Here is a 16,040-nt window from a genome sequence, read left to right as displayed (position 1 = left end):
TATAAAATTACAATGTTGCCCTAAAATAAGCTCCTTATATATATAATATAAATAAGAATGGAGGGATAGAAGGTTGATAGAATTAAAAAATATCTCTAAATCTTTTAAGGTCTTTAGACGTAATCCTGGGTTTAGTAAAGCCTTAAAATCGCTTTTTAGAAGAGAGTACGATTTAGTAAATGCCCTTGAAGATATTTCTTTCAATATATCTGAAGGAGAGATGGTTGCTTATATAGGACCTAATGGTGCTGGTAAGAGTACTACAATTAAGATAATGAGTGGTATATTAAATCCTGATAGTGGAAGTTGTGTTATAAATGGAAAGGTTCCTTGGAAAAATAGGGTTGAGTATGTGAAAGACATAGGTGTGGTTTTTGGGCAGAGATCTCAGTTATGGTGGGATGTACCTGTAGTTGATTCCTTTGAACTCTTAAAGGATATATATAAAATTCCATATGGCGAGTATAAAAGTAATAAAGATATGCTTACAGAACTTTTAGATCTTAAAGATATAATCAAAACTCCAACCAGGCAGCTAAGCCTAGGCCAAAGAATGCGCTGTGAGATAGCAGCATCACTTCTTCATAGCCCCAAGATATTATTTCTAGATGAGCCAACCATAGGTTTGGACGCAGTTTCAAAAATCGCAGTAAGAGATTTCATAAAAGAAATAAATAAAGAAAAGAAGACTACCGTTATACTAACTACCCATGATACTCAGGATATTGAGGCTTTAACTAAAAGAATGATACTTATAGGGAAAGGGCGAGTTCTTTTAGACGGAAAGCTTCAGGATTTAAAAGATAGATTTAATAATGACGGAGAACTTAATATAGATGAAGTTGTAGTTAAGATGTACAAGGAGTACAACATATGAGAGGATATATATCTTTCTTTAGGATAAGGTTTATAAACGGATTACAGTATAGATCAGCAGCTTTTGCAGGAATTATAACTCAGTTTGCCTGGGGCTTAATGTATATAATGCTATATCAAGCCTTCTACAGAAGTGGTGCCAAAAACCTACCTATGAATTTTACTCAGCTTTCAAGTTATATATGGTTGCAGCAAGCCTTTCTAGCTCTATTTATGACTTGGTTTCTTGAAAATGATATATTCGATCTAATAACTAGTGGAAATGTTGCGTATGAACTAGTGAGACCGCTAGATTTATATAATCTCTGGTTTAGTAGAAGCTGTGCTAATAGATTATCAAAAGCTATACTTAGGTGTTTTCCGATTATCATTTTTGCTATGATTTTACCTGAACCATATAGATTTCATTTACCAGTTTCAATTATTTCAGGAGTACTATTTATTATATCTATGTTAGTTGCTTTTTTATTAGTAGTAGCATACTGCATGCTCATATATATTTTTACCATGTATACTGTATCTCCTATGGGAATTAGGATGGTTTTAGTGATGCTGGCTGATTTTCTTTCAGGTGGTTTAGTTCCGTTGCCCCTTCTTCCAGATTGGTTTACAAAGTATATAAATTTTTTACCCTTTGCATCTATGCAAAACACTCCTTTTAGAATATATAGTGGTAGTGTTTCAGCAGTTGATGCCATATACAGACTAATACTTCAGCTTATTTGGCTTACAGTGCTTGTTGGATCAGGAAAGCTAATGATCAATAAAGCATTAAAAAACGTAGTAGTTCAAGGAGGGTAGAGAAATGAAATTATATTATAAGTATTTTTTAATGCATTTAAAGTCTGTGATGCAGTATAAGACCTCTTTCTTCTTAACAACTATAGGTCAAGGAATGGCTACTTTCTTTTCATTTCTAAGTATGTATTTTCTTTTTGATAGGTTTGGAAATATTGAAGGATATACTTTTAAAGAAGTGCTTTTATGCTTTAGCACTATATTCATGTCTTATTCTTTAGCAGAGTGTTTTGCAAGAGGTTTTGATTCTTTTTCTTCAATAATTTCTAATGGTGAATTTGATAGAATAATGGTTAGACCAAGAAATGAGATCCTGCAAGTGTTAGGTTCAAGAATTGAGTTTACTAGAGTAGGGAGACTTATACAAGCGATAGCGGTATTTTCATATGCTATTATAAGTGGTGCAGTTCACTGGGATGCATCTAAGATAATTACAATAATATTGATGGTTCTAGGGGGAGTGTGTATATTCTCAGGGCTTTTTATGATATATGCAGCTATATGTTTTTTTACTTTAGAAGGACTTGAAATTATGAATATACTTACTGATGGAGGAAGAGAATTAGCACAGTATCCACTTAATATTTATAATAAGTGGGTGATTAAGTTCTTTACTTTTATAGTTCCATTAGCATTTATCAATTACTATCCGTTTCTATATATCATAGGAAAATCCAAAGGACATGAAATTTTATATATGATTTCCCCTTTGACTGCTACTTTATTTTGGATTCCGAGCTATATGTTATGGAAATTTGGAGTTAAACACTATAAATCCACTGGATCATAACTTATGGTTTTTGTGCACAGCAAGTGTGGATTATAAGTTGTAAAAGAGTATTTTTTTGTGATAATTTTATAAATTAAAGGTATATAGTTTTATGGACTTAAGTTTATTTAAAACAGGTATTAATAAATTTATATTGAGATAAGACCATGCATATATAGGAAAATAATATTCCTAATAGGTGTGGTTTTATTTTTTATGCACATTTCTAGTGTGTATTGTAATAACAAATCTCTTATTGCTTTTAAAAATAAAATGAGTATTAGTAATAGGGTAATTCATATACAATAATTTACCATAAATATTTGTCTATTATAAGGATAAACTAAAAGTAATATTCAGGTAGGAGGCGATATCATGGACCTTCAAAATACCATTAACCAGTTGAAAGAGAGACTAGGACATCCAGAAGAGTTTATCACGAAGAAACTCTTGCTAGGAAAGCAGAATATGATTGAAGCGTATCTACTATATCTTACTGGAACTGTGGATAAAAATATAATAGATAGAGATATATTAAATCCATTATTACTTCACATTAATGAGGATATCTCTAGCAATAACAATATAGAAGATTATATAGCAAGTAGATATATAGTAGTTAGTAGCACAGCTATAGAAACTGATATAAACAATGTAGTAAATGGAATAAAAAGAGGTAAATCAGTATTGATATTAGTAAACTCAAGCAAGTTTTTAATGATTGATACTGTCTCAGAGAAATATAGAGATATACAAGAGCCTCCTAATGAGACATCTTTAAATGGACCAAGAGATGGATTTGTTGAAAGTGCTCAAACTAATATATCTATTATAAAGAGAAGAATTAAAGACAAGCATCTAAAGACTGAAATGTTTACTTTAGGAAGAAGAGGGCAAACTGATTTAACGATTGTGTATATAGATGATATTGTTGATAAAGAGTATTTAGAAAGACTAAGAAAAAAGATAACAGATATAGATGTAGATTATATGTCAGCTAATGGGATTATGGAGCAGTTTATAGAGGATCGTACTTTCAGCATCTTTCCACAAACATTTGGTTCTGAAAGACCAGATATAATTCAATCTCACATAATGGAAGGGAGAATTGCTTTTATATTAGATGGTACTCCATATATCACTACTTACCCTACTACTTTTATAGAGTTCTTTCAAACCCCTGAAGACTATTACGGTAGGACTTTGATTTCAAGCTTTGTAAGATTGTTAAGATTTGGGGCTGCGTTTGTGGTTATAACCTTTCCTGCTATTTATATAACCTTAATAAAATTTAATGCAGAAATGATACCTTTAAAGTTTATAAAGACTTTAGTTGAATCAAGAAGAGACTTGGCACTTACTCCTTTTATGTCTATGGTTGCGATGCAAATAACTATTGAACTACTTAGAGAAGGTGGACTTAGACTACCAACCAAGATAGGGCAGACCTTAAGCGTAGTTGGAGGTATTATTATCGGAGATGCAGCTCTTAAGGCAAAGTTTGTGAGTTCTGCAACTCTCCTAGTAGCTGGAACTACTACAATAGCATCTTTTGCTATCTCAAATTATAAGATGACCCTTGCAATTAGGTTGATATCTTATCCTATGACAATAATGGCAAATTGGTTAGGAGTGCTTGGAATAGCGGTTGGGTGGTATTTCCTTCTAGCTTATTTATGCACCTTAGAAAACCTAGGTGTTCCATATTTTACTTTTTATAAAAAGGATATAAAAGATACTTTAATAAGAGCGCCACATACTAAGTTAAATGAAAGGCCTCAATCTATTCCAAATAATAATTCTATAAGAGAAGGTAAGGTAGGAAGTGAAGATAGTGAATAAAGAGCGAGGTGCATTTTTAACTCCTAGTGAGTTTATTCTAACCTTAGTATCATCAATGCTCGGAGTAGGTATATTATATATTCCAAATGGCCTGATAAAATACGCAAAGCAGGATGCATGGATAAGCTGCATAATTGGAGCTGTCTATCCAATATATATGCTGCTAATTGCAAAGTATCTAAGCAGTAAGTTCCCAGAAGATAACATATTGAATATAAGCAAAAAATGCTTTGGTAGGTTCTTTGGAACCATATTTAATATTTTATTTGTTTCTTACTTCTTATTTATACTTAGCTCAGAGATGGCTGGTTTCGCCAATGTATTCAAAACCTATGTTACTAATTTTCTAAATCTTTTTAAGATAATATCTATATCTTTACTGGCTACAGCTTATATAGCTTACAAGGGGATAAAACCTATGGGAAGATTAAATGTAGTTTTATTCTATCTAACAGCTATTTTGATATTAATTCCATCTGGGTCTTTGGTAAATGGAACAATACTTAATATTATGCCAATATTTAAAGTGAAAATAATGGATCTTTTAAAAGCATCAAGAGAAACAGCTTTCTTTTATACAGGATTTGAAGTTGTTTTTCTTATATATCCGTTTTTGAGGAAGAAAGAGGGATTTCTTAAATATGGACTTATAAGCATAATATTTTTAATGCTTCTTTATGTATGGACGGTATTTCTTACAATATGTTATTTGGGTATAGAGATATCACCTAAATATCTATGGCCTGTATTAGGCTTAACTGATGCAATAAATATACCAGTTGTAAACAGCTTCAGATTTATATTTATGTCTTTGTGGGCTCTTATAATACTTAAGTGTATGTCAACTTATTACTATTCTATAATACAGGGAACAAGTCAAATAATAACTAAAGTGTCTAAGGAGAGAATCACAGTAGTGCTGTATCCTATAATTTTAGGGTTGGCATTGTTATACGGAAACACCACTGAGAGAAGAGAAATTACAGGTAAACTTATACCTATATATGTTTTATTTAATTTGTTTTTTATAACTATAACAGCATTTGCAGTGAAAATGAAACGATTGGATGTGAGGGAAAAGAGGGAGTGTAAATGAAGAAAGGTAAAATATTTGTTGGCATAGTTAGCTCTATAATAATTATAATGTCTTTTATAAACTCTAGAGGAGAACTAGTGGAGAACCTAGAACTTCCAGTGGGGTTAGGTGCTGATATAGATAGAAGTTCTGGACAACTTCAGTATAGTGTACCACTTCTAACTTATTCAATTGGAGGAAGTGAGGAGCTAACTAAGAAGATCTTAGTTGGAAAAGGTGCTACTCTTGGTCAAACTAGAGAGAGTAGACAGTTGCAGTCCGATAAAAAGCTTACCTTAGGAGTAATGCGTGTTTATGCATTTAGTGAAGAAACAGCAAGATATGGTCTAAGAGAATGGATTGATATAAACTTCAATAATGCTTTTTTTAATGATAGGGTTATTTGTATAGTGTGTAAAGGAACAGCAGAAGAATTATTTAATTTCGACATACCAGGTTATAAAAGTTCAGTAGAGTACATTGAGAATATGGTTAAAAATCTTAAGGAGTACAACTTCTTTAAAATGCAGTATTCACTTAATGATCTTATAGTAAGAGTGGATGCTGAAGGTAGAAATGCACTGTTACCATATATTGAAACCTGTGGAGATAAGGTGAAAGTCACAGGACTTGCCATATTTAAAGATGATAAGATGATAGGTAAAGCTGATATCAGAGAAACCAGAATGATTAATATGTTAAAAGAAAATAATGTTAAAGGAGTACTTACTCTACAAAAAAGTGCAGATGAATATGTAAATATGATGGCTAACACAAATAGAAAAATTAAATGCACCAAAGAAGGGGGAAAGTATAAATTCATAATCAATTTGAACATAAAAGGTGAGATTATGTCAAATGAGGTTTATAAAAAAATGTATGAAAAGGAGAAAAACATAAAACTGTTTGAGAAGGATATGAAAGCTTTAATAGAAAAACAATCTAATGACTTAATTAATGATATAAAAAGTAAGTATCAAGCAGATATCTTAGACTTGGGGAGAGTAGCTGCTTCTAAGTATGGAAGAGATAATGGTAATGATTGGGATAAGATTGTAACACAATCGGAAGTTGTAGTTAATGTAAAAGTAAAATTGACTGGACTCGGCAGAGGGGATTATTAAAGATGTACCAGTTCGAACATAAATCTATTTTTAAAACTCTCACGGCTTCTGGTGAGAGAATTTAAAAATATAAATTTTATTACGAAGTGGTACATCAATAAGACAAAAGAAGGAAATAAAAGATATGACTAAACTAAGTAATCATCAGTTGTTTACGCTTATGTTTATATTCGAAATAGGAAGTACTACGATTTTTGCATTAGGAATCGGAGCAAAACAGGATGCATGGATTGTTATACTTATAGCACTTATAATAGGTTTAGTTTATATGTGGATTTATACAGAAATACAGAGTAAGTTTCCAGATAAAAATTATGTAGAAATAATAAAATTGATATTAGGAAATAAGCTGGGGATAATAGTGTCAATAATGTATATTTCCCCATTCTTCAGGCATGCATCACGTAATGCAAGGGAATTTGGAGAGTTAATAATTATAACATTACTTCCGGAAACACCCTTAATAATAATAGTTTTTTTATTTATAGCTATTAGTATATTTATAATTCTTAAAGGTGTAGATACAATGGCTAGATTAGCTGAGATATTTTTCTATGTGATTATGTTCTTTATGTTATTTATATATATTTTTACATATATATCTGGGAATGTGGATTTTAAGGAACTATTGCCGGTTTTAGGAGATGGGATTAAGCCGGTTTTGAAGGAATTACCCCCAATAATAATGTTTCCTTTTGGAGAGACCTATGTGTTCTTTATGTATTGGAGTTATGCTATAGAGAAGGATAAAGTGAGAAAAACAGGAATGAAGGTTATATTTTATTCAGGATTGCTATTATGCGGCTCTGTTATGATGGATATTTGTGTAATGGGGGCTGGATATACATCTATCGCTACAATACCTTTTATTGAGGCAATAAAGCTTATAAATATAGAAGGTATCATAACAAATATTGATGCAATAGGAGTAGTTCTAATCTTCATAGGCGGTTTTTTTAAAATGACTATCTATTTAAACGCTATAAACAACATAATCTGTATCATTTTTAAGATTAAAAATCGAAGAGTTCCTTTAATTTTACTAGGTTGTTATCAGTTGTGGTTTGTACTTACTTTTGAGCCTAATTATGCATATCATAAGTGGCTCACTAGTTTTGAAACTACATACTTCATGCTTATATACTCCAATATAATTCCATTAATATTATTACTAGTTTATTGGATAAAGCAAAAACGGATCGAGTTCAATTAAGAAAATGATATAAGGATTGTAAAAGTAATACTTGGTTATTATAAGGAGAAGAGATGTATTTTTTGGATAAGTTGATAAAGTTTTTTGAGGGAAGAGACTGGTATATAACTTTTTTTACAATTGCAACTTGGATTTTATTGTTGTTATTAGTTATTTACACAATTGCAGAATTGATTCTCTTAATCTTTAAGGTTAAGTATAAAGATGAGAGTTTCATACTTGAAGTAAAACAGTTAAAGTGTAAAAAAAGTGATAAATGAGTAAAGTTTATAGTATAGAGTGATTGTTATTTCAGTAAAATCATCACTAATAGTTAGTAAGGTATTAATTTACTTTTCAATGTTAAAATAAGGAGTAAATTTATGTTTAAACAAATTGCAAGGGTTATTAAAGGTAACCTAAAAACTCACTTTATGCAAAGTGAAGAGGTATATGATATGCCTCCGTCTAAAGATCAAGCTAGTGAAAGCGATAAGACTAAATTATCCAACAGTCTAACGGATAATTTAAATAATTTAAAGAATATATTAGGAGATAGTTCAGATATTATATATAGACAATTTTCATTTGGAGATAATGGGCAATTTAATGCGGCAGTAATCTATGTTGAAGGACTTAATGAGAATTTTATTATAAATGATACAATAATGAAAACATTTATGTATGACAGTAAGATTGCCAACATGAAAAATATACAGCTAAATATAGATTTTATAGAGAAAAATATGATTTCAGTGGCTCACTTAAAGAGAACAAGTTTTGTAGAAGAAATAGTTGATGCGTGCTTGTCTGGAGAAACCGTATTTATCCTAGATACTTCATCGGAAGCTCTCATGATTCATTCGGAAGGCTGGGAAAATCGTGGGGTAGAAGAATCAAAGACTGAGGCCGTAGTAAGAGGACCAAGAGAAGGATTTACAGAAAGTATTGCTACAAATATGGCTTTGTTAAGACGTAGAATAAAAAGCCCTAACCTAATGTTTGAATTAAGAAGGATAGGAAAGCAAACTAGAACTAGCGTATGTATAGCGTATTTGAAGGATATTGTGGATCAAAATTTAGTAGAGGAAGTAAAGAAAAGACTTAGTGGGATAGATATTGATGCAATTTTAGAGTCAGGATATATAGAACAATTGATAGAAGATAAGCCAAAGACTATTTTTCCAACAATAGGAAATTCGGAGAAGTCAGATACTGCTGCTGCGAAGATATTGGAAGGTAGGGTGTGCATTTTGGTAGATGGAACTCCATTTGTGCTTACCGTACCAATGTTATTTGTTGAAGGATTTCAAAGTGCTGAAGACTATTACTCTAGGCCTTATATGGCAACAATGTTAAGAATGCTAAGATATGCGTGCTTTTACATAAGTATTTTTGCTCCGGTAAGTTATGTGGTGCTATCTACCTTTCACCAGGAGCTGATTCCAACAACTCTTTTGTTTACTATGGCAGCAGGAAGAGAGGGAGTACCTTTTCCAGCTGCGGTAGAAGCGGGACTTATGATAATAACCTTTGAAATTTTAAGAGAAGCTGGTGTAAGGCTACCTAGACCTGTAGGTCAGGCCGTTAGTATAGTTGGAGCTTTAGTAATTGGAGAAGCGGCTGTAACTGCTGGACTTGTTGGGGGATTGTTAGTAATAGTTATAGCTCTTACTGCAGTGTCAAGTTTTGTAATTCCTGTGTATACAGATGTTGTTTCTATACTGAGAGTTATATTTTTGATATTAGGTGCAGTTCTGGGCATATTTGGAATAGGAATAGGTATACTGATAGTATTTGCACATGCAGTATCGTTAAAGTCTTTTGGTGCTCCATATTTCTCCCCACTTGCTCCAAGGGTTAAAGATGATATTAAAGATACTTTCATAAGGGAACCTATCTATAAGATGAATAAGAGACCCAAGGAAATTGGCTCTAAAAATGTTTTTAGGCAGGGGAAAAATATGAAACCTCAATTTAATGATAAAAAAGATAACTGATTTAGACATTTGTTTTATGCAGAGGTGAAGTTATGAAGTATGTGAAAAATTTAATCATTTTATTCATATGTATCTTACTGTCACTGAGTCTTACCGCTTGTTGGAGTTCGATAGAATTAAATAAGATGGGAATTGTTACTGGTATTGCACTTAGTAGATATAGTAAAGAAGAAGACTTAAATATAATAGCACAGGTGGGGGTGCCACGGCCTGAGAAATCTAGTTCAGGGGTTGGGGGGAACGAAGAGTATGTAAACATTAAACAAAAAGGTAATACAGTGGCGGTAGCTCTAAGAAATATAAGCAGAGAATATAATAGAACGCTTTTTTTTGCTCACAACCAGGTGGTTGTATTTGGAAGAGACTTAGCGCATCAGGGGATAGGAGAACAAATAGATTTTTTTCTGAGAAATAGAGAAACGCGCCCGCTGACCTGGATGTTAGTAAGCAATGATGATATAGATAATATATTAGAAAATAATACAAGAGTTAAGGAGAACCCTGGTATTAGTATTGGAAAGCTAATAAAGAACGAAGAGAATGTTTCCCAGCTCCCTATAGTAACTTTTAGAGATTTTACTTCTAAATTAATGAGCAAAACCACTGCGCCGGTAATGCCAATAATTGAACTAAAGACGAATGAGGATAAGAGTAAAACACCATTTATTGCAAAAACTGCAGTTTTTGCAAAAGATAAGATGATAGGGGAGCTTAATGAGGCTGAATCCATGGGATTATTGTGGGGAACAAATAAGATAAAGAGAGCAACTATTTCAGTAAAGTCTCCTGATGAAAATGAAAAAGTAACTATACGAATAAATAGAGCTAAATCTAAGTTAAAGCCTAGAATACAAGGTGATACCATTTATATGAGTTTAGAGGTACATACTGAAGGCGATATAATGGAGCAGACCACTTCAAAGGACTTATCAGATCCCCAAATAATTAAGGTTATAGAGGATACTGCTAGTAAGCAGATAGAAAAAGAAGTTATAAATGCGTTTAGTAAATCGAAAGAATTAGGCGCTGATATCTTTGGATTTGGAGATACTATATATAAATATAAACCTAAGGTGTGGAAACAAATTGAAACGAAGTGGGATAAAGAATTACAGAGCATAAGGTTTGAGGTTAAGGTAGATGCTAGAGTAAGAAGAATGGGAAAGATTACAAAGCCGGCAACTTTTGAAGGAAAGTAGTTATTACATATTATAAGGAGAGATCATGGTTTTAGTAGCAGTATTTTTTATTTCAATAATACTTATTGAGGTACCAGAGATGTTAAAAGAAAGAAGATTTAAAGAGTTAAGGATTTTCTCAATATTAACCTTTTTAGGTCTGATTCTTTGGATATTTTATGTTCTAAGAATTTCTATTTTTAATCCAGCAAAGATAATAGAATATATAGTAAAGGATACACTGCACATTAGTTATAAATAGATGAAGTGATGTTTTTAGGAGTAGATATATCTATGAAAATAGAAAAGGGTGTTATATCAAGTACACAATTAATGTTTTTAATAATTGGACTAATTCAAGGCTCAACATTGACCATAGCATTTGTAAATGAGTCAACAGAACAGAATACTTGGATAGCTGTAGTTGTGAGTTTTATTATCATGTGCTTCTTATTATTGATCTATAATAAACTGTTTGATAAGTTTCCAGAAAAAAACATAATCGAAATAAATGATATTATTTATGGTAAATATTTGGGGAAGATCATATCAGTTATTTACATATATTACTTCTGGCTTGTGATACCATCAAATATACGAATTTTAGGTGATTTTTTTAACAGTTTTCTTATGCAGGAAACTGACATATTAGTATTTATTATTGTTATTGGAGTAGCTTGTATTTATGTAGTTAGAAAAGGGCTAGAAGTAATTGCAAATATGGTTCCAATGTTTGCTGTAATCACCATTATAGTTGCAGTATCTTTATCAATTATGTTAGTAAATGAAATGGATGTAAAGAACCTCATGCCTTTCTTGCAACTAAAAGCCATAGAATTTATTCAAGGAGTGAATATAATTGTAGCAATTCCTTTTGGTGAACTTATAGTTTTTTTTATGTTTTATCCTAGTGTGAAAGATAAAAATAATATAAGAAGATACTCATTTTGGGGCTTTTATATAGGTGCAGGTACTCTACTACTTGTAAGTTTAAGAAACATACTTGTGCTGGGGAGTATAGGAGGACTACAAGTTCAAGCTTCGTACCAAGTAGCTAAGATAATAAATATTGGAGAGATTATAACCAGGATGGAGGTTTTAATTGCAGCTCTTTTATTAACAAATGTTTTTATAAAAATTGCTATATTTTGTTATGCAACTTCATTAAGTATAGCTCAAATCTTTAATATGGGTACTTATAAACATGTTGTTTCTCCCATAATGATATTAAGTATGTTATTTTCTGTAACTATGTTTGATTCTACTATGCGAGAGTACGAGTTTGCAGCTAATTTATATCCGATATTTGGGCTGATCCCTCAAGTGGTATTTCCAATAATATCCTTAATAATAGCGAAGGCTAAAAATGTTAAGGTAGAAAAGTTTAGTTAATAGCATTTACAAATGGAAGTATTAGGGTTATAATCATCTTGTAAAACTAGTAAAAACTAAATAAACCAGATATTTGCTGGGGGTGCCTCAAGGCTGAGAGGGATAGTTTATCCTAACTCCATGAACCTGATATGGTTAGAACCATCGTAGGGAAGCAAAGGCTTTATTCGTATATAAGCTTGCTTTTGGCAAGTTTTTTTATTTGGATAAATATGCTTTTAAGCAGTCTTTTGTATTCTTTACAATTGACTGCTTTTTTGTTTTCTTTATCAAGAAATACTATTTTTAATTTAAATATATTTTCTAAACTGTCAAAGAGTGCATTGTGATAATTTGAGAATGAACATTTTATCTAGAAGTAGTTTTGGAATATCTTGTTGTATAAGGTTCTAAAAGAAAAAGTGTAATAACTTATTAATTAACTTAAACAAATTATATTTAAGGAGAGATTATTTTATGAATTACACAACACAAATGGATGCTGCTAATAAAGGAATCATAACTAAGGAGATGGAGGTAGTTGCTGAAAAGGAAAAGATAGACGTAGAGGTACTAAGAGAGCTTATCGCTGAAGGTAAAGTAGTTATTCCAGCTAACAAAAACCATAAATCTTTAAGTGCTGAAGGAGTAGGAGAAGGACTTCGTACAAAGATAAATGTAAATCTAGGGATATCAAAGGATTGTTGTGACCTTGATGTTGAATTGGAAAAAGTAAGAACTGCAATAAATATGAAGGCTGAAGCAATAATGGATTTATCTAACTATGGAAAAACTGAACACCTAAGAAAAAGGATTGTGGATATGTCAACTGCAATGCTTGGAACAGTTCCAATGTATGATGCTATAGGTTTCTATGATAAGGATCTTAAGGACATAACTGTGGATGAATTTTTTAGAGTAGTGGAAAAACATGGAGAAGATGGAGTGGATTTTGTCACAATTCACGCTGGACTAAACAAAGAAACGGCTAAGATAGTAAAAAATAATCCTAGACTCACAAACATAGTTTCAAGAGGAGGATCATTACTTTTTGCTTGGATGGAGCTTAACAAAGCTGAAAATCCTTTTTATGAGTATTACGACAGGCTTCTAGATATTTGCGAAAAATATGATATTACGATTTCTTTAGGGGATGCTTGTAGACCAGGATCTATAAAGGATGCTACGGATCCAGCACAAATAAAGGAACTGATTACTTTAGGAGAACTTACAAAGCGAGCTTGGGAAAGAAATGTACAAGTTATGATTGAAGGACCTGGACATATGCCTCTAAATGAAATACAAGCTAATATGCTTTTAGAAAAAAAATTATGTCATGGAGCACCTTTCTATGTACTTGGACCTTTAGTAACAGATGTAGCTCCAGGTTATGACCATATAACTTCTGCTATAGGTGGAGCAATTGCTGCTTCTAGTGGTGCAGACTTCTTGTGTTATGTAACTCCTGCGGAACATTTAAGATTGCCTACATTAGAAGATATGAAAGAAGGAATAATAGCAGCGAAGATAGCAGCTCATGCTGGAGATATTGCAAAAGGAGTAAAAGGTGCGATGGATTGGGACAATGCAATGAGTAAGGCAAGAGCAGATCTAGACTGGGAGAAAATGTTTGAGCTTTCTATTGATGAGGAAAAAGCAAGAAGATACAGAAAAGAATCCTCACCTGAAAATCCAGACAGCTGTACAATGTGCGGAAAGATGTGTTCCATGAGAACCATGAAGAAGATATTAAATAATGAAGATTTGAATATTTAAAAGAAATATGCTTCTTAATGATGAACATAGTAATATTCAAAATGGCTATAACCGTTGATATTGCTATATATTTATATGATTTTATAAATATAAGAATTTATAAATATTTAATTGAAGCTATATAAGCTCTAATAAGTTTTATTCATAAAAGTATTGAAGCAAAGACTCTTTAATATATTAATTGGTGAATCAAATTAAATAAAACTTATCGTAAATTAGGTTTATGAACTTTTAATATAAAAATTAAAATTTGGAGGTGTTATTAATGATATTAAATGGAGAACAGAGAGAGTTTAGAGCAAACATAACAGTATCGGAGCTTTTAGATGAACTAAAGATAAATTCAGATAAAGTTGTCGTAGAAGTGGATAGAGTAATTCTTGATAAAAATGAATACGCAGTTAAAAACTTAAGTTCTGAATCTGAGGTGGAATTAATAAGGTTTGTAGGAGGCGGCTAAAATGAAGATATATGTAAATGAGGTAATTAGGGAAGTTTCAGATGATAGTACAGCCTATTCCATAAGAGAGGTCTTTAAAGCAGATGCAGATATCTTGATATATAACTCCTTTCCATTAAAGCAAGATATAAAAGTTAAGGAATTTGATAAGATTGTTTTAATAAAAAGAGGAGAGATGCCTTCGAAAGAAGAGCTAGAGGCTCTTATGGTCGCAAGACATACTCCTTTCGTTCATGAAGAACTTAAAAAAGCTAAGGTTGGGATTGCTGGACTTGGAGGTCTTGGTTCAAATGCAGCGGTGTCTTTAGCAAGAATGGGGATCGGGAGTCTTCTGCTTATTGATTATGACATAGTTGAACCAAGCAATCTAAATAGACAATATTATTTCGTAAGACATATTGGTATGAAAAAAACTGAAGCAATGAAGGATATAATAAGAGATTGCAATCCTTTCGTTGAGGTTGAAGTAATAGATATGAAACTTGATGAAAATAATATAAAAGATGTATTCAAAGACGTAGATATAATAATCGAAGCTTTTGATGATCCTACTGCAAAGGCAACTATAGTGAGAACAGTGTTAAGTTCAATGAAAGACAAAAAGATTATAGCAGCTTCTGGGGTTTCTGGGTTTTATAGCAGTAATACAGTTGTAACTAGAAAATTAAAGGACAACCTGTATATGGTAGGAGACTTAGAGACAGAGGCAGGAATAGGTTGTGGGCTTATGGCTTCAAGAGTTGCAGTTGCAGCTAATCATGAAGCAAACGCAGCAGTAAGAATTATTTTAGGGGAGGAAATATAATGGAAGATTTATTAAATATATGTGGAGTAGAACTTAAAAGCAGACTTTTTGTGGGGACTGGGAAGTACGGTTCAAATAAAATAATACCAGATATAATAAAAGCTAGTGGAACTCAAGTTGTCACTGCTGCCTTAAGAAGAGTTAACTTTAGTGATGAGGAAGAAAATATACTAAGTTATATAAATAATTGTGTTATAATGCCTAACACTTCAGGTGCAAGAAATGCTGAAGAGGCAATAAGGCTTGCTAGAATAGCAAAAGCTGCAGGCTGTGGCAACTGGGTTAAGATTGAGATTATGTCAGATAATAAATATTTACTTCCAGATAATTATGAAACTATAAAGGCTACAGAAGTTCTAGCTAAAGAAGGTTTTATAGTGCTGCCATATATGAATCCAGATATTATGGATGCTAGAAGAATGGTAAATGCAGGAGCGGCTGCTGTAATGCCTCTTGGAGCACCTATAGGAAGCAACAGAGGAATTAGAACAAAGGAAATGATACAAATACTTATTGATGAGATAAAAGTTCCAATCGTAGTAGATGCAGGAATCGGTAAGCCATCAGATGCTGCAGAAGCTATGGAAATGGGAGCTGAAGCTGTACTTATAAACACTGCGCTTGCGACAGCAGGAGATCCAGTACTTATGGCTGAAGCTTTTAAACTTGCAGTTGAAGGTGGAAGAAAAGGTTATTTAGCTAAGTTAGGTGCGGAGAGACCTATGGCTGAAGCATCATCACCATTGACTGGATTTTTAAGATAGGAAGTGAAAT

The 16,040-nt window shown here is 32.2% G+C and carries 16 protein-coding genes and 1 riboswitch; all 16 genes read left to right on the top strand.

The window, feature by feature from the left end; translation table 11 throughout:
* The first annotated feature begins 73 nt into the window (after positions 1-73).
* The 16 genes from JHL18_RS12795 (at position 74) to JHL18_RS12720 (ending at position 16,030) form a co-directional block, all read left to right on the top strand.
* On the top strand, positions 74-877 hold the full coding sequence (locus JHL18_RS12795) for an ABC transporter ATP-binding protein (protein WP_200269730.1): 804 nt from the start codon (positions 74-76) through the stop codon (positions 875-877).
* Entirely contained in the window at positions 874-1,677 is an 804-nt protein-coding gene (locus JHL18_RS12790; RefSeq protein ID WP_200269728.1) for an ABC transporter permease, read from the top strand. Before JHL18_RS12795 ends, JHL18_RS12790 begins: the two co-directional genes overlap by 4 nt.
* Positions 1,678-1,681: 4 nt before the next feature.
* The gene (locus JHL18_RS12785) at positions 1,682-2,464 is read left to right on the top strand and encodes an ABC transporter permease (RefSeq protein ID WP_200269726.1); all 783 of its coding nucleotides are present in this window, start codon (positions 1,682-1,684) and stop codon (positions 2,462-2,464) included.
* A gap of 354 nt (positions 2,465-2,818) precedes the next feature.
* On the top strand, positions 2,819-4,285 hold the full coding sequence (locus JHL18_RS12780; RefSeq protein ID WP_200269724.1) for a spore germination protein: 1,467 nt from the start codon (positions 2,819-2,821) through the stop codon (positions 4,283-4,285).
* Positions 4,278-5,381, top strand: a complete 1,104-nt coding sequence (locus tag JHL18_RS12775) for a GerAB/ArcD/ProY family transporter (RefSeq protein ID WP_200269722.1) — start codon at positions 4,278-4,280, stop codon at positions 5,379-5,381. Before JHL18_RS12780 ends, JHL18_RS12775 begins: the two co-directional genes overlap by 8 nt.
* Positions 5,378-6,484: a Ger(x)C family spore germination protein gene (locus JHL18_RS12770; protein ID WP_200269720.1), complete on the top strand. Its 1,107-nt coding sequence runs from the start codon at positions 5,378-5,380 to the stop codon at positions 6,482-6,484. Before JHL18_RS12775 ends, JHL18_RS12770 begins: the two co-directional genes overlap by 4 nt.
* Before the next feature lie 124 nt (positions 6,485-6,608).
* Complete coding sequence (locus tag JHL18_RS12765; RefSeq protein ID WP_200269718.1) at positions 6,609-7,697, top strand: GerAB/ArcD/ProY family transporter; 1,089 nt, start codon at positions 6,609-6,611, stop codon at positions 7,695-7,697.
* 53 nt (positions 7,698-7,750) lie between these two features.
* Positions 7,751-7,957: a hypothetical protein gene (locus tag JHL18_RS12760; RefSeq protein WP_200269716.1), complete on the top strand. Its 207-nt coding sequence runs from the start codon at positions 7,751-7,753 to the stop codon at positions 7,955-7,957.
* 102 nt (positions 7,958-8,059) lie between these two features.
* Positions 8,060-9,676, top strand: coding sequence for a spore germination protein (locus JHL18_RS12755; protein WP_243277868.1), 1,617 nt, complete (start codon positions 8,060-8,062; stop codon positions 9,674-9,676).
* A 32-nt stretch (positions 9,677-9,708) separates the two neighbouring features.
* Positions 9,709-10,875, top strand: coding sequence for a Ger(x)C family spore germination protein (locus JHL18_RS12750; RefSeq protein ID WP_200269714.1), 1,167 nt, complete (start codon positions 9,709-9,711; stop codon positions 10,873-10,875).
* A 25-nt stretch (positions 10,876-10,900) separates the two neighbouring features.
* Entirely contained in the window at positions 10,901-11,116 is a 216-nt protein-coding gene (locus tag JHL18_RS12745) for a hypothetical protein (protein WP_200269712.1), read from the top strand.
* A gap of 32 nt (positions 11,117-11,148) precedes the next feature.
* Positions 11,149-12,246 (top strand): GerAB/ArcD/ProY family transporter, encoded by a 1,098-nt coding sequence (locus JHL18_RS12740; RefSeq protein ID WP_200269710.1) that lies wholly within the window; start codon positions 11,149-11,151, stop codon positions 12,244-12,246.
* Positions 12,247-12,314: 68 nt separating this feature from the next.
* Positions 12,315-12,416, top strand: a riboswitch (TPP riboswitch).
* Positions 12,417-12,702: 286 nt separating this feature from the next.
* A complete protein-coding gene (thiC, locus tag JHL18_RS12735; RefSeq protein ID WP_200269708.1) occupies positions 12,703-14,001 on the top strand; it encodes a phosphomethylpyrimidine synthase ThiC in 1,299 nt (432 codons plus the stop codon).
* 265 nt (positions 14,002-14,266) lie between these two features.
* Positions 14,267-14,461, top strand: a complete 195-nt coding sequence (thiS, locus tag JHL18_RS12730) for a sulfur carrier protein ThiS (protein ID WP_200269706.1) — start codon at positions 14,267-14,269, stop codon at positions 14,459-14,461.
* A 1-nt stretch (position 14,462) separates the two neighbouring features.
* Positions 14,463-15,266 (top strand): sulfur carrier protein ThiS adenylyltransferase ThiF, encoded by an 804-nt coding sequence (thiF, locus tag JHL18_RS12725; RefSeq protein WP_200269704.1) that lies wholly within the window; start codon positions 14,463-14,465, stop codon positions 15,264-15,266.
* On the top strand, positions 15,266-16,030 hold the full coding sequence (locus tag JHL18_RS12720) for a thiazole synthase (RefSeq protein WP_200269702.1): 765 nt from the start codon (positions 15,266-15,268) through the stop codon (positions 16,028-16,030). The genes thiF and JHL18_RS12720 overlap by 1 nt, the downstream gene beginning before the upstream one ends.
* Positions 16,031-16,040 lie beyond the last annotated feature (10 nt).

Source organism: Clostridium yunnanense (assembly GCF_016595795.1).
Classification (GTDB): Bacteria; Bacillota; Clostridia; order Clostridiales; family Clostridiaceae; genus Clostridium_AR; species Clostridium_AR yunnanense.
Note: the sequence above shows the minus strand (reverse complement) of the source record. Positions and strands in the feature narration are given on the sequence as shown.

What these genes read in the sequence shown, in the direction of transcription:
- JHL18_RS12790 (WP_200269728.1), top strand. Translation starts at nt 874, where the DNA reads ATGAGAGGATATATATCTTTCTTTAGGATAAGGTTTATAAACGGATTA.
- JHL18_RS12785 (WP_200269726.1), top strand. Translation starts at nt 1,682, where the DNA reads ATGAAATTATATTATAAGTATTTTTTAATGCATTTAAAGTCTGTGATG.
- JHL18_RS12780 (WP_200269724.1), top strand. Translation starts at nt 2,819, where the DNA reads ATGGACCTTCAAAATACCATTAACCAGTTGAAAGAGAGACTAGGACAT.
- JHL18_RS12770 (WP_200269720.1), top strand. Translation starts at nt 5,378, where the DNA reads ATGAAGAAAGGTAAAATATTTGTTGGCATAGTTAGCTCTATAATAATT.
- JHL18_RS12765 (WP_200269718.1), top strand. Translation starts at nt 6,609, where the DNA reads ATGACTAAACTAAGTAATCATCAGTTGTTTACGCTTATGTTTATATTC.
- JHL18_RS12760 (WP_200269716.1), top strand. Translation starts at nt 7,751, where the DNA reads ATGTATTTTTTGGATAAGTTGATAAAGTTTTTTGAGGGAAGAGACTGG.
- JHL18_RS12755 (WP_243277868.1), top strand. Translation starts at nt 8,060, where the DNA reads ATGTTTAAACAAATTGCAAGGGTTATTAAAGGTAACCTAAAAACTCAC.
- JHL18_RS12750 (WP_200269714.1), top strand. Translation starts at nt 9,709, where the DNA reads ATGAAGTATGTGAAAAATTTAATCATTTTATTCATATGTATCTTACTG.
- JHL18_RS12745 (WP_200269712.1), top strand. Translation starts at nt 10,901, where the DNA reads ATGGTTTTAGTAGCAGTATTTTTTATTTCAATAATACTTATTGAGGTA.
- JHL18_RS12740 (WP_200269710.1), top strand. Translation starts at nt 11,149, where the DNA reads ATGAAAATAGAAAAGGGTGTTATATCAAGTACACAATTAATGTTTTTA.
- thiC (WP_200269708.1), top strand. Translation starts at nt 12,703, where the DNA reads ATGAATTACACAACACAAATGGATGCTGCTAATAAAGGAATCATAACT.
- thiS (WP_200269706.1), top strand. Translation starts at nt 14,267, where the DNA reads ATGATATTAAATGGAGAACAGAGAGAGTTTAGAGCAAACATAACAGTA.
- thiF (WP_200269704.1), top strand. Translation starts at nt 14,463, where the DNA reads ATGAAGATATATGTAAATGAGGTAATTAGGGAAGTTTCAGATGATAGT.
- JHL18_RS12720 (WP_200269702.1), top strand. Translation starts at nt 15,266, where the DNA reads ATGGAAGATTTATTAAATATATGTGGAGTAGAACTTAAAAGCAGACTT.